The sequence below is a fragment of the Pedobacter sp. genome (genome assembly GCF_045627485.1).
Taxonomy (GTDB): Bacteria; Bacteroidota; Bacteroidia; order Sphingobacteriales; family Sphingobacteriaceae; genus Pedobacter.
Genome location: NZ_JAZQNU010000013.1, coordinates 27440 through 52175 on the forward strand (window position 1 = coordinate 27440; position 24736 = coordinate 52175).

Below are 24736 nucleotides of genomic sequence, written 5' to 3' on the forward strand. Positions count from 1 at the left end.
CATAATAAATCAATTACTGAATTGCAGAAACATTCAAATTCAAGTTATGATAAATTCAATTTATAATAAAATATGGGAGTATTCGCCCGAAATTAATAATCCAAGCGCGTATTTACAGTTGCAACGCTTAACCAGACAGCTAATAAATATATATAATAATGAAGGTAGATTAGAAGAAAATCCTTTCACACCTACCACTCGCCGGAAGCTAAGTTTACCACGCGTAGAACTTGAGTATTTGTTAAAAGATCAAACATGTATGGTGACCGGAGGTTTAGGCTGCGTGGGAAGTTGTTTAGTTAATAAATTGCTGGAATTAGGCGTCCGCCAGGTAGTAATTGTGGATAAGCGCCATTATACCGGAATTACTAGCATTAACAGGAATAAAATTGTCTATATCGAGGCCGACATACGTGATCTTAGTACATTGGAAGCAGCTTTTCAGGCCTATCAACCTGCCTATGTTTTTCACACCGCGGCGCAGCGTAACCCTGGATATGCCGAACACAATATTGTTGAAACTGTAAGTACCAATGTGCTGGGTACTTTGAATGTTGTTAAAACCTGCGAAAAGACTCCTTCAGTTAAACAATGTGTATTTTCTTCAACCGGTAAATCCAGCCGGTATTACACCAATGAAGTATATTCTGCAACAAAGAAGATTTGCGAATTTATCTTTGATACTTATGCTAAACAAAGCAGCGTGATATATTCTATGGTAAGGTTCACTCATATTCTGGAGAACAGCCTGATGGATATGGAACTAAGAAATTTATGGAATGCTAACTTTTCATCTATCCATAGCCCAGGGAAATATGTTACTGCCCAGAACGTAGTGGAAGCAGCAGATTTGTTGCTTAATTCATTGATTCATTCTGAAAAGAATAAATGTAATTTCCTGATTGTAAGAAACCTGGAATGGCCGGTTGAAAGCCTGGAGGTTGCCTTGTTTTATATCAAGCAATCTGAAAGAGATATTCCTGTTATATTTAAAGGTAACCCCATTGGTTATTCGGAAAAATTCTTTAGAGGACAGTTGAATTGGGCAAATCCTGAGGAGCTTAATTTACTGATTAACGTCTATGAGAACAAGTCTTTATCCTATAACAAAGCAGGAGATATTATAATTTCACGTATTTCGTCGACTGAGCCTGAAGTACTTGAACAGGCACTTTACGAATTGCAAAAAGTGGAGGGTGAGCTGCAGACCAAGGAGTGCTTGCTGATAGAACTTAAAAAACTTGTTCGTGCGTCATTGCTTCACGTAGATCGGGAAGACACCCTGAATATCTTAAAATGGGGTCTTCAACCAGAATATTTGTTTAGTCAGGGAGCCACCATGGCAGATTATGGTTCCACTGTTCCTTTGTTAATGGATAGTTTGAATAATTTAAATGTTTCCTATTGTGTAGCCTCAACTTTTTAGTATATATGTCAAAACAGTTACTTATTGATCCCCGTCCATGGGCAGATATTAAAGATAGCGTCATCAAGGCTTTTCCGGAAGAAAGTTGTGGCTTTTTCTTCGGGCAGTCTACCGGTGGAGACACAGTAGTACATGCTGCATGGCCAGTAGAAAACACGACTATACTGAATAAAAGATACCATTTCAAAATCAATGTCAAAGATTACCTCGCTGCAGAGGCTTATGCTGAGCAACATAAATTACAGTTGTTAGGTGTGTATCATTCGCATCCAAACCAGCCTGCGATCCCATCAAGTGTGGATACACGTGTTGCTTTGCCAGATTTTTCTTACCTGATTATTTCGGTAAACCCTGAGGGACAAACTGAAACAAGGAGTTGGCGGCTGGATGATTCCAGGATATTCCAAGAACAACCTATTAATCAAAATCATTAATTATTTTTAATTTGATCTTATGCCTATTGTATTAATACCAACCCCGTTAAGAAGATTTACTAAAAATTCTTCCAAAGTTTTAGTGTCAGGGACAGTTGTCTCTGAAGTTGTAGATAACTTAGTGCTTGATTATCCGGAAGTTCAGAATCATTTACTTGATTCCAGTGGTAGTATACGACAGTTTATCAACATTTTTGTAGACGAAGATGACATCAGAAATCTACGTCAGCTTGATACTATTGTCAATGTAGATTCAACAGTAAGTATCGTTCCAGCTATTGCTGGTGGAAACCTAAAAGATTAACGCGATGAAAAAGACTAATTATTTCTCAAAAGAAGAACTATTACGCTATAACAGGCACATCATCATTCCTGATTTTGGGATGGTAGCGCAAGAGAAATTAAGAAATTCGAGTGTACTTGTTGTGGGTGCAGGGGGATTAGGGAGTCCAGTGTTATTGTACCTGGCTGCAGCTGGTGTAGGTCATATTGGAATAGTAGATTGCGATGTAGTTGAAGACAGCAACCTGCAGCGTCAAGTGCTATTCAATGTAGACGAAATTGGTTTGTTAAAAACTGAAGCGGCTAAGAAGCGCCTGGAAGCTTTAAATCCGTTCATAGAAATTACCCTGCATCACACCCAGTTTACTTCCCAGAATGCTTTGGAAATTGCCAAGGACTATGATGTACTGGCCGATGGTACAGATAATTTCCCTACGCGCTACCTGGTAAACGACACTTGTGTCCTTTTGGGTAAGGTGAACGTGTATGCCTCTATCTTCCAGTTTGAGGGGCAGGTTACTGTGTTTAATCAGCTCAATGACCAAGGGGAAAGAGGGCCAAACTATCGTGATTTATTTCCTCAGCCACCAGATCCCGGGGCAGTGCCAAATTGTTCGGAAGCAGGAGTTCTAGGTGTGCTGCCTGGAATTATAGGAAGTCTCCAGGCACTTGAAGTGATCAAAGTGATTACCGGCGTGGGTGAAACGCTTAATGGACGATTATATCTTTTCGATGCCCTAACTTTTGAATCTCGCACTTTTAATATAAAAAAGAATGATGCAAACCCATTAAATGGATTAAATCCTACTCAAACTACGCTTATTGACTATGAGCAATTCTGTGGGGTGAAAGCCATGGAACGTAAGGTAAAACAAGTAACACCAGCAGAATTTGTAAACTGGCAAAACCAAGGGATAGGGGTGCAGTTAATAGACGTAAGGGAGCCGCATGAGTATGAATTGGTAAATATAGGTAGCCAATTGATTCCACTGGGTGTGATAGCCGAGCATGCATCAAATATCGACCAGAAAAAACGCGTGGTAATCATGTGTAAATCTGGCGTGCGTAGTGCAAAAGCCATCAGGTTACTGGAAGATAAATATGGTTTGGCAAATCTCTATAATATGGAAGGCGGAATACTTAATTATATTAAGGAAATGGAACTTGATTTACCTGTCTATTAATTAGCTTTTTCGCCCGGCTTATGGCCTTCTTTCTATAACAATGATTCCTCTTTTTTGCTCCTTGTAAAGTTCTAACAGTTTGAAGAACAATTCGTTAAATATACTGTTGTACCATTTTTATTGAGGACTCAAATTATGGAATTATGAAAAAATTATCTTATTTATTGTTAGCTGCATTGGTAAGCGCAGGTCTTTCTGCAGATGCACAAATACAAAGAGGGAATGTTCTGATTGGTGCTGACTTTGCAAACCTTAGTTTAGGACTGGATGAACCTAATGTTTTTAGCGCCAGGGTGTCGCCAAAAGCTGCCTGGTTTGTTCAAGACAACATTGCGTTTGGTGGATACGTAGAGTTTGGAATACTGACTGCGAAAAATTCTACCACAACTACTAACTATGGGGTAGGGGTTTTAGGAAGGTATTATGGGGGATCTGATGTGGAGGTGTTAAGGCATGGGAGAATCTTTGGCGAAGCTACCATTGGCTTTGGTGGTCAGAATGTAAGTGACGGCGGTGGCGATACAAATGGAATTGATTTCGCCCTAGGCCCTGGCTTTTCATATTTCGTAACACCGAATATTGGGTTAGAGGCCTTGTTAAAATACAATGGGCTTGCAGGTTTTGGTAGTACACACTACCAGAATAGTCTTACTTTGGAATTTGGGTTACAGATTTATCTTCCAGGCCGTGGAACTGCTAATAAAGTTCGAGGAGACGTGAGATAATTTACACACAGAAGGTAGGGGTTAATCGCTTTTACCTTCTGTTTTTGTTTTTAAGTTCACAGAAGGGCGAACAAACCTTCTGTGATGAGGAAATTTACGCTAATGGATGCGAAAGCGCCACCACTTTGGTCCTCTCATACCTATGCGATTTGAAGATAACTTTATTTTAATTTGGTTGGCGATTTACACAACTAGAACAGGTTGATATTCTTGAAATCGACAGCAAGCTTGAAAAAGGTAAATAATATTGCAATGCAAAAAGCCCTTCCATTGGAAGGGCTTTTTGCATTATTGATAATTCCCAATCACTGGGTTTTACGCTATTAGAAGTGAAACATTACCCCTAATTTTGGTTGAAGGGTGTTTGCGTTAATTCCAAATGATTGTGATTTTACTTTAGATCCGTCTGATGAGTCTTTCCAAGTAGAGTGGTTGTAACCAATACCGTCTACTGATAACTCAATACCAATTTTTTTAGATGGATAGTAAGCTAAACCAGGAGCAAGGTTAACATTGATATCGGTATAAGTGCCTAATTTATGGCCAGTTTTACCGTTGTCGTCCACAAATTTTTCTTTACCAAATGCCATTGGAACAGCTAATTGTCCGAAGAATTTAAATCTGTCGTTCAAACCTACATAATAACGACCGAATGGCGAAACTTCAATAGACTGATCTAAATAGTTTAATGAAACACTTTTGTCGGACTTATAACCTAGGTCTGCACCAATTGCAACGTTATCACCTACAAAGTAACCTGCTTTTGGAGCAATTGTAAAGTTTACATCATGTTTAGCAGCATCAGTAGCTTTCCATGTTTTGAAACCTACGTTTCCACCTAATAAAACATTACCTTTTTCTGTTTGAGCTTGAGTTGCAAAAGCAAATGCGAAAACTGCAACTAATGATAATAATAACTTTTTCATTTTTATATGTTTTAAGTTTATGTTATTATAAGTTTTAATTACTGACTTTCATTGTCATATAGTCAATATATGTGCCAAAAAATATAGGTATTGTTAGTGTTTAAACGGTGTTTTAATAAAATAAGTCTTTTTAAATCAAGTGTTTATATTTTGTCTCGTTTGATGGTTGCTTTCTTAGTATCCCTTGCAATAATTATATGAATCGTTGTTTGTGTGTGCAGTCAAATTGACCTTTTGTGTTAATATGTCAGCTATTTTGTAATGCAAATTGTCAGTGATAATGGCTGATTTGTAATTCATCCTGGTCGCTTTTGGTTTCCTGTATTCCATTACAATGAGTTATTGGGGTAGAGGCCTCATTAAAAGGCTCTGGCCTTGCGGGTTTTGGTAGTAAACAACCAGCACATGAAATCTTGGTAAAGGATTTATCTTTAAGGCCATAAAGGGTAATGAAGTTTGTGGCGATGTTAGATAATTTATGTTATTCTAAACAAACTGCTGGTTTTCAAACCTTTTGTCGCGAGATGTTGTTTAGCTTTTAAAAGGCTTGACATGACAAAATCTCCAAAGAATCACCGTTTTTTCTATCGTAACAGTTTATCAATAGTTTTTTTGTCTCTTTTTTTTATAACCCTCATTGCCCAAACCATAACCGGCTGGAAAGAACACAACCAGGAACTGCAAGACGACAATGCCAAAGCGCTGGAATTGTCAGCGTATTTACAGAGTGGCCATTTTATATCTGCAACCTTTGAGAACTTTGAAAGTGAATTTCTTCAGATGGGTTTGTACGTATTGCTCACCATTAAGTTAAGGCAGCTAGGTTCTGCTGAGTCTAAATCTTTGGACGAGGAAGAAGATGTAGACCGTGACCCTACTCCATCACCTGATGCCCCATGGCCTGTTCGAAAAGGCGGTTGGATTTTAAGCATATATCGCAATTCACTTGGTCTTGTTTTTTTAATTTTATTCTTCACCAGTTGGGGATTGCATCTGTATGGTAGCTGGAAAGATTATAATGTATTACAAATACTATCTCATAAACCTGCCGTTACCGTACAATCATATCTGGTTGAGCCTAGGTTTTGGTTTGAGACATTTCAAAATTGGCAGAGTGAATTTTTATCAGTTTTTGCCATTGTATTCTTAACGATATATCTCCGGCAACACGGGTCTCCGGAATCAAAGCCGGTCGATGCTCCTCATATGGAAACAGGTAAGTAACTTAAGCTTACCCTCTTGAAAAATCACTGGGATAATGATGAAAATATTTTCTATTTTAGAATCTACAAACCTAAATTATTCCATACCATGATTAAATCAACCAACCGTAGAAACTTTATTAAAAACCTCGGTATGCTATCTGCCGCTGCAGGTGTAACCACGCTATTACCGATTGATGTATTTGCTTTGGCAAAAAAAGACTTCTTCAAAATATCCCTTGCGGAGTGGTCCTTTCATAAAGCTTTGTTTGCTGGTAAAATGACGAATTTGGATTTTCCGCTGAAAGCAAAAAACGACTTTGGTATCGATATCGTTGAATATGTGAGTGTGTTTTTTAAAAAACAGGAAAGCGATCCTGCTTATATGAAAGAGTTACTTACACGGACTAAAAATGAAGGTATTCAAAACCACCTTATTATGGTAGATGGTGAAGGAAACCTTGGTGATAGCGACGATGCAGCACGCTTAACTGCAGTTAAAAATCACCACAAATGGGTTGACACCGCAAAATACCTGGGATGTAAAACTATCCGTGTAAATGCTGCCGGAAAAGGAACGGCTGAGGAGGTTAAAGCCGCTGCAGTTGACGGATTGGGTAAGCTTAGCGAATATGGAAAGCAACAAAAAATTAACATTATTGTAGAAAATCATGGTGGCTATTCTTCCGATGGCCAATGGCTATCGTCTGTTATAAAACAGGTTAATAACCCTTATTGTGGAACTTTGCCAGATTTTGGTAATTTCAGAATTGGCAAAGACCAGGAGTATGACCGTTACCAGGGTGTTAAAGACCTCATGCCGTATGCAAAAGGAGTGAGCGCGAAGTCTTTAGATTTCAACGAACAGGGCGATGAAACGACTATTGATTACAAAAAGATGTTTGATATTATCAAGGCAGCAAAATGGAACGGAATAGTAGGGATTGAATATGAGGGATCTAAATTGTCTGAAGAGGAGGGGGTGAGGAAAACAAAAGCTTTGTTAGACAGACTCTTAAAGCAATATTAAATTGGCGGTTACTTAAGTCGGTTATGTAACTTACTTTTGCGATCGTGTCTAAAATTAATCCATAATGGCAGAAGAAGAATTCAGCATATTAAGTAATATCATCAAACGACGCAGGAGTATTTTTCCAAACAGTTATACAACAGAAGAAGTTCCTGTTACGCTGATTAAACAAATACTAGAAAGTGCTAATTATGCCCCTACTCATAAATTAACAGAACCCTGGAGGTTCAGGGTGTATAGAAACGCTGGAAAGGATAGGCTGGGGGAGGCGTTGGCCGAAATTTATAAGCAAAGGACGCCTGAAGGGAAATTTCTTCAAAAGAAGTATGATAGCATAAAGGAAAAAGTAAACAGTGCCAGTGCGGTTATTGTGATTTGTGCAGAATTGCATCCTGATCAGGTTCCAGAATGGGAGGAAATTGCTGCGGTGGCCTGCGCAGTACAAAATATGGCATTAACAGCTGAAGCGCTGCATGTGGGTGCCTATTGGAGTTCGCCTGAAATTTTACCTTACTTAAAGGGTTTTTTAGAGCTGAGCGATCAGGAAAAGTGTTATGGTTTGTTTTATGTTGGTAACCACAACGAAAAACCGCGGGAAGCGAATAGGACGCCTATTGAAGAGAAAGTGAAATGGGTTGAAGAATAAGTCACAAGAAATGGAGATGGAGAATATTAAGGCCGAGTTATATAAGCTTTGTCAACAATTTATAGAACAAAGAATAAACACTGCAGAAACCGCATTGGAGCAAGCCCGTGAAGCAAGTAACGATGATACTAAAAGCAGTGCGGGAGATAAGTTTGAAACTACACGTGAAATGATGCAGCAGGATATTTCGCGGAACAAAAGGTTGTTGATGGATGCCAGGCAGAATTTACAGGTTTTAGAATCACTTAAAGACCATACGGCCACCGAAGTAGTGAAAAGCGGAAGTCTTGTATACACTACAGAGGGTAACTTTTACATTAGTATCAGTGTTGGTCAACTGACGTTTGATGGCAAAACCTATTTTGCAATATCTGCATTATCGCCCATTGGCCAATTGTTATTAGGTAAACAGGCAAAAGATAATATAACCTTTAACCAGAAAAAATACGTTATTCTGGAAGTCGCTTAAGACCTTATTTCTTTCCCTAAAAAAGGGGGGTGCCAATATAAAATGCCCCCAAAAAGTGTCTAGCTTTTTGGGGCATTTTTATGGAATGATGTGGTGTTAAAAACTATTTTTGATGCTGTTATTTAGTGTATTAGCACTCCAGTAACCACTGGCTATAATTCGTCGAATGGTATACAAAGGGTCGTTCTCATCTCTTTTAGTAGCCAGAATATAAGCCGATTTCATACCTCTTTTCTTTAATTCCGGAATAGCCTCAGGGTTCCATAATCCGAAAGGATAGGCAAAGTGCGTGATTTTTTTGCCTGTAATTTCCTCTAATGTTTTTGTTGGTTTTTCGATTTGCAGTTCCCAGTCTGCACCCTGGTATTTTTTAACATTATGGTGATCCCAAGTATGGGAGCCAATTAGGTGACCATCATCAGACAGTTCTTTGATCTGTGCTTTAGTCATATAATTTGGGCGGCCAATAGACACCGTCATGATAAAAAAGGCGGCTTTAAAACCATATTTCTTTAACTCCGGAGCTGCAATGCCGTGTTGGTTTTTTTCTGTGTCATCGAAAGTTATCATAATCGGTTTACTTGGTAGTGGTGTTCCATTGTTCAGGTAATCATAATACTGATCAGGCAGGATGGTGTGATAACCGCTATCAGCAAGTAATTTCATGTGGGCCTTGAAGGTAGCTACAGGAATAATATAATCTTTTGCTGCTTTAGAATCTGTAGGTTTCCAATCTCGAATCTGGTGGTAGCAAAGAACAGGTACCTGTTGGCGTGCTAAAATGGTTTTAGCGTCTGCAACTTTGATGTTGGAAATGTCAATAGCTTTAGCAGTGTCTGTGGAAAGCGAATCAGGAGCATCTGTGGTTTCTACAATGACGTTGGACAGGTCACTGGTTTGAGAATTAGTTTGGCAGCCAAGCGAAAAGAAAAGGGTAGCAGCAGTTAATGATAGTAACGTTTTTTTCATTGATATGAGTAGTTTTTAATAAGTAGCAAATAAAATTAAGATTTAAGGATACGCTAATCCGATGGTTTACTGAAGGATCGGTGCAAAACTATAAAGATATCTTATTTATTACAATGTCACTGGCGTGCTGAAGTTATATTTCAATAATTTAGCCTTTTGAAATAAAATTCCACATGAAGAAACTCTACTTTCTGGTTTTGTTGGCCGCTGCATCCGGTTTGGATGTACGGGCACAAATCAAGACCTCACCATTAACCGAAAATCACGTAGAATCGCCGAAAGCAAACTACCAGCTTGCTTCAAGATTTTCACCTGCAAAAATTAAAAAGATGGTTTATTCAACTACAGTTGATCCCCATTGGTTAAAGCTTAGCAATCGTTTTTGGTATGAGTATGAAACACCCGCAGGAAAACAATGGTATATTGTAGATCCGGCAAGCCGAAGCAAAAAGCCAATCTTTGATGTGGCAAAACTTGCTGCAGATCTTACCCGCATTATTCGTGATCCTTTTGATGCCCAACACTTGCCTATAGAGCAATTTAAATTCTCTCCGGATGAAAAGAGCATCTCTTTCGAAATGAAGAGTACTATAGATGAAGTAAAAAAGGACCGTAAAGACAAAAAAGCAGCTGATTCCCTACAGAAAAAGGTTTTCTTCTTTAACTATGATATTGCCAGTGCGACACTTACAGAAGTGCCTGATTATTCTAAACCGAAAGCAAAACCAAGCTGGGGTTCTGTTGCACCTGATTCATCTGCAATTATTTTTTCCCGCAACTACAACTTGTTCTGGATGGACAAGGAAAACTACAAAAAGGCAGTAAAAAATGAAGAAGACAGCACCATTGTAGAACACCAGTTAACTAAAGATGGTGTTAAATTTTACGCTTATGGAAGTGACGGTGACGGAGAGAATAACGAAGAATTGGAGAAAAATGACAAGAAACGTCGTCGTGCATTTGTCCTGTGGTCGCCAAACTCGAAGTACTTTGTGCTAAATAGAAGAGATAGCCGTAAGGTTAAAGACCTCTGGGTAATTGATCACACGGCTAAAGGACGCCCAACCTTGCAAAGCTATAAGTATCAGATGCCGGGTGAAAAAGAAGCGCCTATTGATGAGATTCTCCTTTTTAATTTTCAGACGAAAACTCACCGTAAACTTGACGTCACTGCGTTTAAGGACCAATCTGTATCTTTTTGGTCTGCACCCTTATTAAATAAAGACAGAGATAATGAGTTCAGACCATCTATATGGTTGGGTAATAATAACAAGATTTTTATTTCACGTACCAGCAGAGATTTAAAAAGAATTGATATCTGTGAGGTAGATATTAATACCGAAAAAGTTACCCCGCTTATTGAAGAGCGTTTTAATACCTACGTAGAAGTAAACAGACCTGGTTTGGTGAACGACGGTAAAGAAATTATTCATTGGTCAGAAAGAGACGGGTGGGCGCATTTTTACCTTTTTGACGGACAAGGGAAACTTAAAAATCAAATAACTAAGGGATCTTTCCATTGTGAAAACATTGTTAATATCGATCATAAAAACCGCGTGTTATATTTTACCGCAAACGGGCGTGAGGCAAATGAAGACCCTTATTATATGCATTTATACCGCATCAACTTTGATGGTTCAGGCATGAAGCTATTAAACCCAGGCGATTTTGACCACGATGCTAACATGAACGACGAGGCTAAATATGTTGTGAATAATTTTTCCAGGGTGAATACTGTACCTCAATCAGTGCTTCTTGATGCCAATGGCAACAAGTTAATGGATTTAGAGACTGCAGACCTATCATTATTGATGGCAGCAGGTTATCAATTTCCAACACCGTTTAAAGTAAAGGCAGATAATGGCGTAACCGATATCTATGGGGTAATGTACAAACCATTCGATTTTAACCCGAATAAAAAGTATCCTATCATTGAATACGTTTACCCTGGTCCTCAAACGGAAGCGGTAAATAAAGCTTTCACCAAAAGTATGGATAACACCGATCGCCTGGCACAGTTAGGTTATATCGTTGTTTCTGTAGGAAACAGAGGCGGGCACCCGGCCCGTTCCAAATGGTACCATACCTTTGGTTATGGAAACTTAAGGGATTATGGGTTGGCTGATAAAAAAGCTGCTGTTGAGCAATTGGCTGCACGTCATGATTTTATTGATATCAACCGGGTAGGAATCACCGGCCATTCTGGTGGTGGTTTCATGTCTACAGCAGCGATGTTAGTTTATCCACATTTTTTCAAAGCTGCGGTTTCAAAAGCTGGAAACCACGATAACAGCATTTATAACCGTTGGTGGAGCGAAAAACATCATGGTGTAAAAGAAATGGTCACTGCTAAAGGTGATACTACTTTTAAGTATGATATTGACAAAAACCCTTCATTGGCTAAAAATCTAAAAGGCCATTTAATGATCATGACAGGCGATATAGATAACAATGTACACCCTGCAGGCACTATTAGATTGGCAAACTCTTTAATGGAAGCAGGTAAAAGATTTGAATTTGTGATGTTACCCGGTCAACGTCATCATTTTGGTCCACTCACAGAATATGCATTCTGGCGTTTGGCCGATCACTTTAATAAATACCTGATTGGCGATTTTACACAACCTGAACAGGTAGATATTGTCGAAATCGATAGAGAGCTGGAAAAAAAACAATAATAATACCCAATTAAGCAAAAAGCCCTGGCCGTATTGGCCAGGGCTTTTTGCATTATTATATTTCCCAAATCACTACTTTTTTATGCGATTAGAAGTGAAGCATTATACCTAGTTTTGGTGCAAATGTGTTGGCATTAAATCCAAATGAATTAGATTTTACTTTATTTCCGGTTAATTCATTTTCAACTTTATTATGGTTGTAACCAAAACCATCTACTGAAAATTCGATACCAACTTTTTTAGATGGATAGTAAGCAAAACCAGGAGCAAGGTTAACGCCAATATTGGTTGTAGTTGCTAATTTGTCGCCAGTGTTACCATTGGCATCCACATATTTGTTATTACCAAAGGCCATTGGAACGGCTAATTGGCCGAAAAATTTAAAATTATCGTTTAAATCTACATAGTAGCGGCCAAATGGCGAAACTTCGAAAGCCTGATTTAAATTGTTTCTGCTTACTTGTTTGTTATAATTATAACCAACGCCAGTACCAATTGCAAAGTTGTCAGCTACAAAGTAACCTACGCTAGGTACTACTTTAAAATTTACATCAGATTTATCAGCACCATCAGTTTTCGAGGTATTGAAACCTACGTTTCCACCTACTAATACATTACCTTTTTCTGTTTGGGCTTGAGTTGCAAAAGCAAATGCGAAAACTGCAACTAATGATAATACTAACTTTTTCATCTTAATATGTTTTTTAGTTTATAAATATTTTTCAGTTTAATTACTGACTTTTGTTGTCATATAGTCAATGAGCGTGCCAAAAATAATAAACGTTATTAGTGTCATTAAAGGGTTTTTAATTAAAATAACCCATATTAAAAGAGATGCTTATTTTTATCTTTGTTTTTAAGCTATATTCATAATATATCCTGCGATAAGCCAGGAGTATGAAGTTTAGGTCATGAGTCAATTTGACTTTTTATGTAATATTGTCAGTTTATTGACTGTTCAAAATGTCAGCCATAAAATGGTTGATTATTATTATAGTTGGAATGACATGTATCTCAATATATTTTTATATTTTACTAAATCATAATGACTGTTCTAAACGTTGTAATGCCATGAGACTAATAATAGAGCGAAAAGACATTAAAGTTTATCCTGATCCGAAACGCGTGATTGCCAGGTATTTTTTTAACGGCGAGGAACGCGCGAAACAAGTAATTAAAAATGTAATGAAATTATCTGAACAAGAGGTGTTTGGTTTAATCTCACCGCTGCTTCAGGAATATTCAAAAAGGCATCGTAATATTACTAAAATATTAACTCGACATTGCAAGAAAGTAAAACCGATCATTGAGCAACTTTCGATCGATTATGATGATCTTTCGGCCTACCGTAGATTATTATTGGGCTCCTATTTTACCCATGAGTATTCCATTGAATCAGCCGCATTTTTTAATCCCTCCATCGTTGAAGATCCTAACCAGGCTGATTTGGTAGAAGGAGAAAAGCGTGTCATTATTAGCTTTAGAGCAGTAGGCGAAGGGCATATCTCCTCTGTTGTATTCAGAAGAGCTTTATTGGACCGCCAAGGTAATATCATCATTACCCCTGCAGGTAATTATGTAGATGAGGCAGAGATCATTCGTAATGCGGTGTACAACAAGAATCTTTTTCTAAAAAAAGCTGATGTAACAAATATTAATTCAGTTATTCTCGAGGAACTTGACGCCAGGTTGCCTGACAAGTTCGAATATGCTGAATTGAGAAGGGTCATCATGGATTCTAAGGCCATACAACCTGATGAAGCGCTAAAACTAGAATACGAGAAAGTATTATGGTTATCTGACACTTATCAGGAGATGAGTTTCTCCAGGGATACTGACATCTCTGATCGTGTTATTTTTCCAATTTCAGAATTCGAACGTAAGGGTATTGAAGATGCACGGTTTGTACGTTTTGTAAAAGATGATGGCAGTATTAAATATTACGCAACCTATACAGCTTTTGATGGTTCATTGATTTTACCAAAATTGCTCGAAACCAGCGATTTCTACGATTTTAAAGTAAGCCCATTGCATGGCGAAGGTTCCCAAAATAAAAACCTTGCCCTTTTTCCACGTAAAATTAATGGCAAGTATGCCATGATATCCCGCATCGATGGCTGGAATAACTACCTGATGTATTCTGATAAATTAACCGTTTGGGACGACCCTATTAAATTACAGGCGCCTGAATTTCCATGGGAATATGTGCAAATAGGCAACTGTGGTTCGCCAATTGAAACTGACGCTGGCTGGTTAATTATTACCCATGGCGTGGGTCCGATGCGTAGGTATTGTTTGGGTGCTTCCCTGCTGGATTTGCATGATCCGTCTATAGAAATTGGCCGTTTGCATGAACCACTGGTGATCCCAAATAACGATGAACGCGAAGGGTATGTTCCCAACGTTTTATACTCCTGTGGGTCCATAATCCATAATGGCGAACTGATTATTCCTTACGGATTGTCTGATTATTGTTCTTCTTTTGCTTCAGTTAACCTGGAGCACTTGCTCGAGAAACTGAAACAGTCGGTTAGTGAAACAAAAACATTAGCCGTTTAATATTTGATGGTAGAGGGTTAAATAACCGTCTACCATTTTTTCTGTGGTAAACTTACTCATTGCCCACTCCCTGCAAATCTCCCTGTTAATAGTGGGAATCTTTGCCACCGCATCAACGGCCTCCTCTAGGGTATGTACTAGAAAACCAGTGGTCCCATGGTTAATTAATTCAGGCATAGAACCTTTGTTAAAGGCAATTACAGGTGTGCCACATAACATGGCTTCGGCTACGCTTAATCCAAATGGCTCAGCAAAATTAATTGGGTGCAGTAATGCATAAGCATTACCCAGCAGTTCATTTCTTAATTCTGATTCTGCAGCTCCTAAAAATGTAATCTGTTCATTCAACAGGGGTTCAATAACCGTTTTATAATAATGTTCATCTTGAATGATCCCAGCAATTTTTAACTTCCTGTTGCTTTTTTTAGCAATCTCAATCGCTTCAACAACGCCTTTGTCGGGGTGCAGGCGCCCAAAGAATAACAGATAGTCATCGGCTTCCTGTTTAAAGCTAAAATTAGCGTTATCCAGTCCATTATAAATGGTGGCCGCATACCGAAGGCTTGGATGCCGGTTTGCATTGCTGATGGACACGTATTGACTTGTGTCGTTATATTTTTGATAAACCCTTATTATTTTTCCAGACGAAAAACCATGTATGGTTGTCACCATTGGGGTGTTAATCAGACGGGAGTAGGTGAGTGGCAAAAAATCAAAATGGTTGTGGATAAGGTCAAAAGAGTCCGCCTTTTCCATCAGGTAACTAATATGAAGGCATTCCAGTACTTTTGCATCCTGCGTTCGGTCTTCTTCATAACCTTTTTCAATAATGTAATCAAGTTTGCCAGCGGTTAACGAATCGCCGGTTGCAAATAAAGTTACATCAACCCCGGCTTTTACTAATCCTTCACATAGGTTCGACGCCATTTGTTCCCAGGGCCCATAATGGCGGGGCGGCGTACGCCAGGCCACCGGTGCTAAGACAGCTATTTTCATAGAATATTAATGGTTAAAAGGAAAAATACACAGTGATGCAGCGCTATCATCAGTAAGTTACCGCAAATTTCCCGGTAAATACTGATGATAGCGTTAGCAAATTATATTAAACTGTGGGTTAGAAAATCTTCTGAATATCAAGACTTTCGCGCTCATGGTTAAACTCATATTCGTATTCCAGTGCTTTTAATACCACCAGATGCGATATCCAATACGCTAGGGTACTTTCGGCACCTTGATTCCGGTTTACACCATTTGCCTGTAATCCATCGCCACATCCTTTTGTCTCATGGTCGTACAATGGCAACCGCAAGGTGTTTTCACCAAGGAACCATTGGTAACTAAGGTACATGTCCCTAATGTAGTCGAGGTCGTGCGTAATTTGGTAAGCTTTAAAATACATCAGCACCATGGCCATGGTTTCAATGGCCTGCTGGTCAAATATTGCCATGTCTTCATTCTTGTATAACCAGCCATCATTTCCTATCGGGTTAAGGTAACCTTTGTCAAGCGTGCGTGAACTAAGGAAATTCATGCTCTCCATGCCTATTTTCAAAGATTCCTGGTCATGACAGGTTTCGTAATGCGACAACAGTGCCAGTGGCAAAATACCATTATCGTACGTCAGCTTGTCTTCAAACCAATGCCATTTGTCCTCTTTATTTGCCTTGTAGGCTTCTTTTAAACGGGTAGCCAAATGGTTCATTTCCCTTGCTACACCATCATCAGCCGGGTTGGCTTGTAAATAAAAGTTTAAACCAATCATGGTGTTACCTATGCCACGTAAGTGTTCCAGTTTAGAAAACTGCGGAATAGACTTGATAAACAACTCCGTAGCAAACTCTCGGTAGGAGTTGTTTGGGGCGTTTTTTATCAGGTAACCAAGGGCCCAGATCGTTCTGCCAAAAGAGTCTTCCGACCCAACCTCATCCAGATACTCACGCTTAAAACTTAAAAAGTTTCTATAATTCCCGTCATCGCACTGCATGTATTGAATATAACTTAAATACACAGGTAACAGCTGCAGTGCAACTTTACTCTTATTCTGCTGGTAAGCCAAAATGACCGCTATTAATGCCCTGGCGTTATCATCAAGGCAGTAGCCTTCTTTCAGGTTAGGAATACCATATTTTGCGTGCTGCACAATACCGGTATCATCAGTTAAGCGTTGAATATGCGCCAGACTAAAAGCAGGCATTAAATCAGGGTCAATGATAGGTTTATTTTCATCACGTAACTGGGTGGCTTTTGAAATTGCGGCTTTAATGGTCTCAATAAATACGCCGCCTATTACTGGCCAGCGCAGGTGCAAACCATATTCATAGGCATTTCTTTTAAGTGTAGCCAGCATTTCAGGGTAGTCGAAAAGCTCGTTTACAATATCTGCCAGGCCATTATGGTCCTTAAAATCGAAAAGTTTACCACGATTGTCAGCAAGTAATTCCTGGGCGTGCCAGTAAGGTGTAGAAATAACAGCTGCTCCGGCACCAACAGCATAAGAAAGGGTTCCGCTTGTTATTTGAGCCTCGTTCAGGTAAGGGGTAATGTATAAATCACAGGCCGTTAGGTAATCGTATAACTCCTGTTCCGACACAAATTTATTTATAAAAGTAATGTGGTTTTCCACACCGAGTTTCCTTGCCAGTTTTTTCAAACTATCACGATATTCCTCTCCCGAGCTCCGTATAACGCCGGGGTGTGTGGTCCCTAAAATCACATACATTACCTCAGGGTGCTTTTCTACGATCTTAGGTAAGGCCGAAATAACTGTTTCCAAGCCCTTATTACGGCTAATCAGGCCAAAGGTAAAGAGTACCTTTTTCCCTTTAAAAGCATTTGATATTTTAACAGGGTTGTAATCTTTAGGTTCTAGATTGGGTACGCCATGTTCAATCAGCTGGATTTTATCGAGTGGAATCTGGTAGATGCTGGTTAAAAAACCTACAGCACGTTGGCTCATCACCACTATCTTAGCCGAATATTTTGCAATTTCCCTTATGATGGTTAACTGCATAAAACTCGGATCTTTTAAAATGGTATGCAGAATGGTGATCAACGGTTTTTGCAGGCGTGCAATTAGCGGGAGCACATATACACCATCGCTGCCACCATAAATCCCGAATTCATGTTCCAGAATCACCGCGTCCGCTAAACTGGTGTTTATGTAATCAGCGCCCCTGATATAATCCTTTTGATTCTCCTGGCGAATGATGTATTCCACCTCTTTTGGGTATTTATACTCCTTCAATTCTTCAGCATCCGTCATGGCAACTACAAAACTTTTATCCGAAACGGATTTTTTGTCGTGGCCAATTGCTTGCAAAAGATTGTAATTAAAGGTAGCAATCCCACATTCACGAGGGGGATAGGTAGATATATAGGCGATTTTCATCTGGGTATAAAGATTATAAGAGTTGAATAGAGGTTATAACTTAAATTAAGTATACATGGATAACAATTTTTACGCGAAAAGGTTCGGTTTATACGCTCATAATTGCGGAAAATCGCCTGTTATGACAAAAAAAAAGCAGGCCCATGGGCCTGCTTCCTGATAGCATTATAATTAGAACAGTTATTAAACTTCTTTAATCGCTTCCGGATTTAAAAACACAAATTTATTGTCGAACATATCCAGGCGTATTTTGCTGTCTTTATTAATCTTACCGGCAAGAATATCTTTGGAAAGCTCATTAAGAATACGTTTCTGAATGACCCTTTTTAGTGGACGTGCACCAAATTGCGGGTCGTATCCCAACTCACCAAGCCAGTCCAGCGCCTCCTCAGAAGCTTCAAGATCAATGCCCATTTCTTTAAGTGTATCCTGCACATGTTTAAATTGCAGTTCCACAATGGCTCTGATTTCTTTGCGGTCTAGTGGAGTGAACATAATCAGTTCATCAATACGGTTCAGAAACTCTGGTCTGATTGTTTGTTTCAACAATTCGAACAGCTCGCTTTTGGTTCTTGCAATCACCTCATCGCGGTTTAGATCAGTTAAATCCTTGAAATTTTCCATGATCAGGTGCGAACCAATATTCGAAGTCATGATAATTATGGTGTTTTTAAAGTTCACCACCCTACCTTTATTGTCTGTTAAACGACCGTCGTCTAATACCTGCAATAAGATGTTAAATACATCAGGGTGGGCCTTTTCAATTTCATCCAATAGGATCACGGAATAAGGTTTACGACGTACTGCCTCTGTCAGCTGTCCACCTTCATCATAGCCTACATATCCCGGAGGCGCACCAATTAACCGCGAAACCGCATGACGTTCCTGGTACTCACTCATGTCAATACGGGTTAGCGCATTTTCATCGTTAAACAAGAATTCGGCTAATGCTTTGGCCAACTCGGTTTTACCAACACCTGTTGTTCCAAGGAATATAAAAGACCCAATAGGCTTGCGTTTATCATGCAAGCCTGCACGCGAGCGGCGAATGGCATCAGAAATTGCTTCAATCGCTTCTTCCTGGCCAGCTACACGTTTGTGCAGTTCATCCTCCAGGTGTAACAGTTTCTCACGTTCACTAGAAATCAGTTTAGTCACCGGAATACCTGTCCAGCGCGCCACAACCCCAGCAATATCATCGGCCGTTACCTCTTCTTTCAGCATACGACCTTCTATTTGCTGACTTTCAAGTTCTGCTTTTAACTTTTCAACATGGTCTTGTGCTTCTTTTATTTTGCCATACCGTATTTCTGCTACCTTACCGTAGTCGCCGGCACGTTCAGCCTGGTCAGCTTCCTGTTTGTAATTTTCAATCTGCTCCAGGTAATTATTAATGCCGTCCACAACATCTTTCTCACTTTGCCATTTGGCTTTCAGTTCGTCACGTTCCGCAGAAAGGTTGGCAATCTCTTCGCCAAGACTTTGCACTTTTTTATCGTCGTTTTCCCGTTTAATGGCCTCGCGCTCAATCTCCAGCTGCATGATCTTCCGGTTCAGCTCATCAACATTTTCCGGTACGCTGTCCATTTCCATGCGCAGTTTCGAAGCTGCTTCATCCATTAAGTCGATCGCTTTATCAGGAAGAAAACGATCGGAAATGTACCGTTGCGACATCTCTACTGCAGCAATAATCGCTTCATCTTTAATCCGCACCTTATGGTGGGTTTCGTAACGTTCCTTTAACCCCCTGAGAATAGAGATGGCATCCTGGGTATCTGGTTCATCAACCATCACTTTCTGGAAACGGCGCTCCAGCGCCTTATCTTTCTCCAGGTATTTTTGGTACTCATCCAGGGTAGTTGCACCAATGGCTCTTAATTCACCCCGGGCTAAAGCTGGTTTCAAAATGTTAGCCGCATCCATGGCACCTTCACCGCCACCTGCACCTACTAAGGTATGAATCTCATCAATGAACAAAATGATTTCTCCATCACTTTGTGTCACCTCCTTAACTACAGCTTTTAAGCGTTCTTCAAATTCACCCTTATATTTGGCGCCTGCAATCAAGGCTCCCATATCGAGCGAATAAACGGTTTTTGATTTTAGGTTTTCAGGCACATCACCTTTAATTATCCTGAAAGCAATACCTTCGGCAATAGCAGTCTTACCAACACCGGGCTCACCAATCAAAATCGGGTTATTTTTTGTCCTACGTGAAAGAATCTGGATCACACGCCTAATTTCTTCATCACGGCCAATAACCGGGTCAAGTTTACCAGATTCAGCGTATTCGTTTAAATTCCGTGCATATTTATTCAGGGCGTTGTAAGTAGCTTCTGCGTTTTGATCCGTTACCCGGTTATCGCCACGCAAGGATATTACAGCCTTTTTTAAGTCTTTTTCATTAACACCCTGGTCTTTTAATAGCTTCGATGTATCGTCGTTGGCCGCTAAAATCCCCAATAGCAAGTGTTCCACAGATACAAACTCATCCTTAAATTCTTTCAGGTAAGTCTGTGCTTTTTGTAAAGCTGTATTCGTAGACGGCGATAAATATACATTACTGCCACTCACCTTAGGATACTTGGCAATTTTTTCGTCAAGCTGCTGGTTAAGCAAGTTTATATTAACATTGAGCTTTTTTAGCACATATGATACTACATTTTCATCAACATTCAGCAGTCCTTTAAGCAGGTGTGCTGGTTCAATAGCCTGTTGCTGGTTGCCTTGGGCTATTTCGGAAGCCTGTTGGACCGCTTCCTGGGCTTTTATTGTAAAGTTGTTGAAGTTCATGCGTAAAATTGCACAAAAGAAATGCCATGGCACATCAACAAGATAGAACAGAAAAGTTGTCGGTATACCTGTAAGACATTCTGTCTGTAATACCTCATTCAACATGTAATTATTGCAGTTGGAAAAAGCTACTAATCAGTCGGATATAACAGGTGGATGAGGTGTTAAGCAGGAGGCTGCTTAATAAAAAAAGCCGAATCAATGAGGTTTATCAATTCGGCTGTATGTTGTATTATACTAAAACTTCTTTGAGTTTGCCTGTTTGATGATCGGCTAATTTTTGTAGTGGGCCGGCAGCAAGCATTTTCATCATCATATTTAAATCAGCAGAGATAATGTGTTTGGCAGTAGTACCACCTTGCCCGTTATCGGCAACTGTCCATTTCAATTCTAAATCGAAGGGTGCTTTTTCTGTTGGAACAGCAATCAGCTCCTCATTTGGAATACGGTTTGTAATGGCGATGGCCAATTTTGCCATATTCTGGATGGTGAAACTTGCCGTATCTTCTGTTGACGACCAATTATAAATATTCTCGGGCATCAATTGCTGGTGGTTATTTAAATCGGCTAAAAACGTATATACTTTTTCTACAGGAAGGTTAATCTCCGTGATACTTTCAATTACAGTCATATGGTTAGGTTAGGTGTTCAAGTTCTTTTCCCCAGTTAGCCGGGTCTTTACGCCATTTCGCCAATAGCTCCACATCGTTTTCACCAATGAAGCTATGCTCTGCAGCATATTCAATAAGGGTGTTATAATTAGACAAGCTGGAATAACGACATTTAGCTTGTTTGAAATTCTCATCTGCCTGGTCAAAACCATAGGTAAAAATAGACACTAAACCTGCAACCGAAAGTCCTGCACCTCGCAAGGCTTCGATAGCCTGAATGCTACTTTTTCCCGTAGAGATAAGATCTTCTACCACAACTACGCGTTGTCCTTCAACAATTTCACCTTCAATCAAACTACCAGTGCCGTGTTCTTTTGCTTTTGCACGTACATAAGCGAAAGGCAAACCGAGCTCCTGAGCAACCAGAACACCTTGCGGTATCCCTGCAGTTGCCACGCCAGCAATTAAATCCACGGAGCCAAATTCTTCCTGAATCAATTGCGTAAGCTTCTGTCTGATGTATGTTCTAACTGAAGGATGTGAGAGCGTAATTCTGTTATCGCAATATATTGGAGATTTCCAACCGGAAGCCCAGGTAAATGGATTCGCAGGTTGTAATTTTATTGCTTTAATTTGTAACAGAAATTCAGCGACCTTTAATTCAATTTCACGTTTAATATACATGGCTCAAAAATACAGAAATTACAGAATATATATTAATGATAGTTCCCTGTTTATTGCAGATAGTTTGCCTGACGAAGGTTTGGATTTGCAATTGATTGATGTACAGTCTTTTGATTTTATAACTTTTTATAAGAATTTAGACAAGGGGGCGGCCAAGCACTATCTGTTGCGCAGCGATGATCCAAAAGCGACCTTTAAAAAGTTAAAGGATCAATGTCTGTTGATTAAAGCTGCAGGCGGTTTGGTAAAAAGCGGTAAAGGGAATTATTTGTTTATTTTGAGAAATAAAAAGTGGGACCTACCCAAAGGTAAGGTAGAAAGTGGTGAAAAAATGAAAGAAGCCGCTTTGCGTGAAGTGGAAGAGGAGTGCGGCGTGAAAATTTTAACCAATGATGAGAAGCTTTGCAGAACCTATCACATCTACGAAATGGGTGGTAAAGTGGTGTTAAAAAAGACCAATTGGTACAGCATGACGGTAAAAGGGCAACCTAAACTCATTCCTCAACAAGAGGAGGGGATTACCAAGGCGGGCTGGTATGGTAAAGATGCGCTGGGACCATTGTTAAGTAACACCTACCAACTTATTCTCGATGTGCTTAAAGCAGGAAAACTGCTTTAATACTGTTATTAGCAGTAACTACCAGCCGTTGCTGGTAGTTTCATAAAGCATGCTCCAATTATTTTTTCCTTTTTATAAAAAGGTTAAAGCTTCTTCCGGTAAAAATTTACTGATATCGCCCTTGTTGCGTAAAATATCACGTACAATGGTAGAGCTGATGGCCGAGTATTCAGGCTTGCTTAAAATAAAGATAGACTCCATTTCGGGCATCATCGTTTGATTAATCTGAGCAATGGCTCTTTCATACTCGAAATCGGCAACCGATCTGATACCCCTTACAATATGTTGCGCATTTATTTCTTTGGCAAAACTAATTGTCAAACCTTCATAAAGCCTTACTTCGATCTTTGGCGTGCTGGCAAAAACCGCACGTACAATTTCTTCACGTTTAGCAGCAGGCAGAAAACTCTGTTTCGAACTATTTAAACCTATACCTACCACAATCTTATCAAATAACGGCAATGCACGCTTAACAATGTCTACGTGAGCAATGGTAATGGGGTCAAAAGAACCTGGGAATAAAGCGATTTTCATGTTATTGCTGGCTTGGTTTTTCAAAGAATGTAAATGACGAGTTGCCGTATTTACGGGTTTGTGTATAACCCGGCTTACCCTCTAACCGTAAATTTGTTGGATGTTCTACAATGAGCACACCGTTATCGGCCAGCAAATTGTTTTTAAACACCAACTCTGAAATTAAAGGGATGGTAGGTAAATCGTATGGTGGATCGGCAAAGATGATCTGGTACGATTTCTTATGTGTTTCCAGAAATTTAAACACATCGGCTTTATGAAGTTCTATGCCTTTGATGTCATAATTTTTAATCACCGATTTTACCCAATAGATACAGCCCGAATGTTTGTCTACTGCGGTGATGTCGCTCGCGCCTCGTGACGCAAACTCAATGCTGATGTTCCCTGTGCCACAAAAGAGGTCAAGCACCGAACAATTCTCAAAATCGTATGCATTGTATAAAATGTTAAACAACGCTTCCTTAGCCATATCTGTAGTGGGGCGTACCGGTAAGTTTTCAGGTGCATTCAGCCTGATCCCTTTTAACGTTCCTCCAATTATACGCATAAGTCTATCGCTAATAAATTACTATAATAATAAGGTGGCATATCTTCCAGTATGGTATAATTCAGTTTGTCGTTTTGAGGTAGGGTAAACTGAATGTTTTTAAAATATTTCTTAAGAATGAGGTGTTTCTCATCATCACTGTTCACAATACCCATCAGGTACACGGGCATCTCCCTAACCGTGGGCTCCAGTTGCTGCAGCAAGAGTAATAAATAGTAATTAAATTCTTCAGCATTAATTATTTCGAAGGTGTTTTTAAAATACAGTTTGCCTTCGTTAACCTGTAAAAGGCTAAATGATAAAGCGGTAAAGTCAAATAACAAGCCGTTTTCTATCCGGGCCCCCAGGCTTAATAATGGCGCCTGGTGATCCACTTTTTTTGCAGATTCGAAATGTTGATCGAGTACGTTTTCTATACCCTGGTCAATATTAAACACCGCGGTAAAATCAAAATGATAATTCGGCCTCGTGTGTACTTTGCCAGATTCGCGGCTGGAAAAGAAGTTTGTATAGCTGTTTATGGCATCAGATGAGAACAATTTGTTGGGTACCGTTACACAATTGTCGGTGTTTACGGCAATTTTTACGGTCGCAAACGGATAACTGAGGTAAGGGTCGTTTTTAAGCAAACGTTTTAATGTTTGTAAGGTGTTGCTGCACTCCTGCTCGTCAAATACGGCTTTAAGTTCTTTATGTTCTTGATTTATAATTGCATAAGAAAAACTGTCTTTCGTAATTTTCAATAACAAATTACATGCTGGTGCTGTATGCGGATCAAATTCTGGATCAAGGAGGAGCAAACTGTTCTTCGTATTCATCTTAACAAAATTAATTCTTTTTTCTATAACCACACCATAAGTCGAGGCCAAGCGGTCTTAGGAAGACAATAGAGAGGGACAACTCCTTGGCTCACAGAACGACATGGCTACGATCCGACTTGTATGCGGATCAAATTCTGGATCAAGGAGGAGCAAACTGTTCTTCGTATTCATCTTAACAAAATTAATTCTTTTTTCTATAACCACACCAT

Annotated in this window: 23 protein-coding genes; 12 read left to right on the plus strand and 11 right to left on the minus strand. The window is 39.5% G+C overall.

The window, feature by feature from the left end:
• The first annotated feature begins 46 nt into the window (after nucleotides 1-46).
• The 5 genes from ACR2F3_RS00750 (at nucleotide 47) to ACR2F3_RS00770 (ending at nucleotide 4051) form a co-directional block, all read left to right on the plus strand.
• Nucleotides 47-1426 carry a polysaccharide biosynthesis protein gene (locus tag ACR2F3_RS00750; protein ID WP_432708072.1) on the plus strand — a complete coding sequence of 460 codons (1380 nt, stop codon included), beginning with the start codon at nucleotides 47-49 and terminating at the stop codon, nucleotides 1424-1426.
• A gap of 5 nt (nucleotides 1427-1431) precedes the next feature.
• Entirely contained in the window at nucleotides 1432-1860 is a 429-nt protein-coding gene (locus ACR2F3_RS00755; RefSeq protein ID WP_432708073.1) for a Mov34/MPN/PAD-1 family protein, read from the plus strand.
• Between the two features lie 19 nt (nucleotides 1861-1879).
• Nucleotides 1880-2164 carry a MoaD/ThiS family protein gene (locus ACR2F3_RS00760; protein WP_432708074.1) on the plus strand — a complete coding sequence of 95 codons (285 nt, stop codon included), beginning with the start codon at nucleotides 1880-1882 and terminating at the stop codon, nucleotides 2162-2164.
• A gap of 4 nt (nucleotides 2165-2168) precedes the next feature.
• Nucleotides 2169-3326, plus strand: coding sequence for a molybdopterin-synthase adenylyltransferase MoeB (gene moeB, locus ACR2F3_RS00765; RefSeq protein WP_432708075.1), 1158 nt, complete (start codon nucleotides 2169-2171; stop codon nucleotides 3324-3326).
• A gap of 143 nt (nucleotides 3327-3469) precedes the next feature.
• Nucleotides 3470-4051, plus strand: coding sequence for a hypothetical protein (locus ACR2F3_RS00770; RefSeq protein WP_432708076.1), 582 nt, complete (start codon nucleotides 3470-3472; stop codon nucleotides 4049-4051).
• A gap of 323 nt (nucleotides 4052-4374) precedes the next feature.
• Here ACR2F3_RS00770 and ACR2F3_RS00775 read toward each other — a convergent pair whose 3' ends face one another.
• Nucleotides 4375-4977, minus strand: a complete 603-nt coding sequence (locus tag ACR2F3_RS00775; protein WP_432708077.1) for an outer membrane beta-barrel protein — start codon at nucleotides 4975-4977, stop codon at nucleotides 4375-4377.
• A 552-nt stretch (nucleotides 4978-5529) separates the two neighbouring features.
• Here ACR2F3_RS00775 and ACR2F3_RS00780 point away from each other — a divergent pair.
• From ACR2F3_RS00780 to ACR2F3_RS00795, 4 genes are all read left to right on the plus strand, one after another.
• Nucleotides 5530-6201: a DUF6766 family protein gene (locus ACR2F3_RS00780; RefSeq protein WP_432708078.1), complete on the plus strand. Its 672-nt coding sequence runs from the start codon at nucleotides 5530-5532 to the stop codon at nucleotides 6199-6201.
• Nucleotides 6202-6216: 15 nt separating this feature from the next.
• The gene (locus tag ACR2F3_RS00785) at nucleotides 6217-7209 is read left to right on the plus strand and encodes a TIM barrel protein (protein WP_432708079.1); all 993 of its coding nucleotides are present in this window, start codon (nucleotides 6217-6219) and stop codon (nucleotides 7207-7209) included.
• A 64-nt stretch (nucleotides 7210-7273) separates the two neighbouring features.
• Nucleotides 7274-7855, plus strand: a complete 582-nt coding sequence (locus ACR2F3_RS00790; RefSeq protein ID WP_432708080.1) for a nitroreductase family protein — start codon at nucleotides 7274-7276, stop codon at nucleotides 7853-7855.
• A gap of 16 nt (nucleotides 7856-7871) precedes the next feature.
• Nucleotides 7872-8324 carry a 3-oxoacyl-ACP synthase gene (locus ACR2F3_RS00795; protein WP_432708081.1) on the plus strand — a complete coding sequence of 151 codons (453 nt, stop codon included), beginning with the start codon at nucleotides 7872-7874 and terminating at the stop codon, nucleotides 8322-8324.
• A 96-nt stretch (nucleotides 8325-8420) separates the two neighbouring features.
• Here ACR2F3_RS00795 and ACR2F3_RS00800 read toward each other — a convergent pair whose 3' ends face one another.
• The gene (locus ACR2F3_RS00800) at nucleotides 8421-9293 is read right to left on the minus strand and encodes a polysaccharide deacetylase family protein (RefSeq protein WP_432708082.1); all 873 of its coding nucleotides are present in this window, start codon (nucleotides 9291-9293) and stop codon (nucleotides 8421-8423) included.
• A gap of 173 nt (nucleotides 9294-9466) precedes the next feature.
• Here ACR2F3_RS00800 and ACR2F3_RS00805 point away from each other — a divergent pair, with 173 nt between their 5' ends.
• Nucleotides 9467-11971, plus strand: coding sequence for a DPP IV N-terminal domain-containing protein (locus ACR2F3_RS00805; RefSeq protein ID WP_432708083.1), 2505 nt, complete (start codon nucleotides 9467-9469; stop codon nucleotides 11969-11971).
• 88 nt (nucleotides 11972-12059) lie between these two features.
• Here ACR2F3_RS00805 and ACR2F3_RS00810 read toward each other — a convergent pair whose 3' ends face one another.
• The gene (locus tag ACR2F3_RS00810; RefSeq protein ID WP_432708084.1) at nucleotides 12060-12662 is read right to left on the minus strand and encodes an outer membrane beta-barrel protein; all 603 of its coding nucleotides are present in this window, start codon (nucleotides 12660-12662) and stop codon (nucleotides 12060-12062) included.
• 380 nt (nucleotides 12663-13042) lie between these two features.
• On the opposite strand from ACR2F3_RS00810, the gene ACR2F3_RS00815 reads away from it, so the two are divergent.
• Nucleotides 13043-14530, plus strand: a complete 1488-nt coding sequence (locus ACR2F3_RS00815) for a glycoside hydrolase family 130 protein (RefSeq protein ID WP_432708085.1) — start codon at nucleotides 13043-13045, stop codon at nucleotides 14528-14530.
• Here ACR2F3_RS00815 and ACR2F3_RS00820 read toward each other — a convergent pair.
• From ACR2F3_RS00820 to pyrE, 5 genes are all read right to left on the minus strand, one after another.
• Nucleotides 14519-15526, minus strand: coding sequence for a glycosyltransferase family 4 protein (locus ACR2F3_RS00820; protein WP_432708086.1), 1008 nt, complete (start codon nucleotides 15524-15526; stop codon nucleotides 14519-14521). The genes ACR2F3_RS00815 and ACR2F3_RS00820 overlap by 12 nt on opposite strands.
• A 118-nt stretch (nucleotides 15527-15644) precedes the next feature.
• Nucleotides 15645-17918, minus strand: a complete 2274-nt coding sequence (locus tag ACR2F3_RS00825) for a glycosyltransferase family 4 protein (RefSeq protein ID WP_432708087.1) — start codon at nucleotides 17916-17918, stop codon at nucleotides 15645-15647.
• 183 nt (nucleotides 17919-18101) lie between these two features.
• On the minus strand, nucleotides 18102-20711 hold the full coding sequence (gene clpB, locus ACR2F3_RS00830; RefSeq protein WP_432708094.1) for an ATP-dependent chaperone ClpB: 2610 nt from the start codon (nucleotides 20709-20711) through the stop codon (nucleotides 18102-18104).
• A 232-nt stretch (nucleotides 20712-20943) separates the two neighbouring features.
• Nucleotides 20944-21342 carry an SRPBCC family protein gene (locus tag ACR2F3_RS00835; protein WP_432708088.1) on the minus strand — a complete coding sequence of 133 codons (399 nt, stop codon included), beginning with the start codon at nucleotides 21340-21342 and terminating at the stop codon, nucleotides 20944-20946.
• Between the two features lie 4 nt (nucleotides 21343-21346).
• Complete coding sequence (gene pyrE / locus ACR2F3_RS00840; protein ID WP_432708089.1) at nucleotides 21347-22006, minus strand: orotate phosphoribosyltransferase; 660 nt, start codon at nucleotides 22004-22006, stop codon at nucleotides 21347-21349.
• Here pyrE and ACR2F3_RS00845 point away from each other — a divergent pair.
• Nucleotides 22005-22625, plus strand: coding sequence for an NUDIX hydrolase (locus tag ACR2F3_RS00845; protein ID WP_432708090.1), 621 nt, complete (start codon nucleotides 22005-22007; stop codon nucleotides 22623-22625). The genes pyrE and ACR2F3_RS00845 overlap by 2 nt on opposite strands.
• 72 nt (nucleotides 22626-22697) lie before the next feature.
• Here ACR2F3_RS00845 and coaD read toward each other — a convergent pair whose 3' ends face one another.
• Genes coaD through ACR2F3_RS00860 form a run of 3 tightly spaced genes read right to left on the minus strand, consistent with a single transcriptional unit; the run spans nucleotide 22698 to nucleotide 24524 of the window.
• Entirely contained in the window at nucleotides 22698-23159 is a 462-nt protein-coding gene (coaD, locus tag ACR2F3_RS00850) for a pantetheine-phosphate adenylyltransferase (protein WP_432708091.1), read from the minus strand.
• A 1-nt stretch (nucleotide 23160) separates the two neighbouring features.
• The gene (locus tag ACR2F3_RS00855) at nucleotides 23161-23706 is read right to left on the minus strand and encodes an RsmD family RNA methyltransferase (RefSeq protein ID WP_432708092.1); all 546 of its coding nucleotides are present in this window, start codon (nucleotides 23704-23706) and stop codon (nucleotides 23161-23163) included.
• Complete coding sequence (locus ACR2F3_RS00860; RefSeq protein ID WP_432708093.1) at nucleotides 23697-24524, minus strand: DUF3822 family protein; 828 nt, start codon at nucleotides 24522-24524, stop codon at nucleotides 23697-23699. Before ACR2F3_RS00860 ends, ACR2F3_RS00855 begins: the two co-directional genes overlap by 10 nt.
• Between the last annotated feature and the right edge of the window lie 212 nt (nucleotides 24525-24736).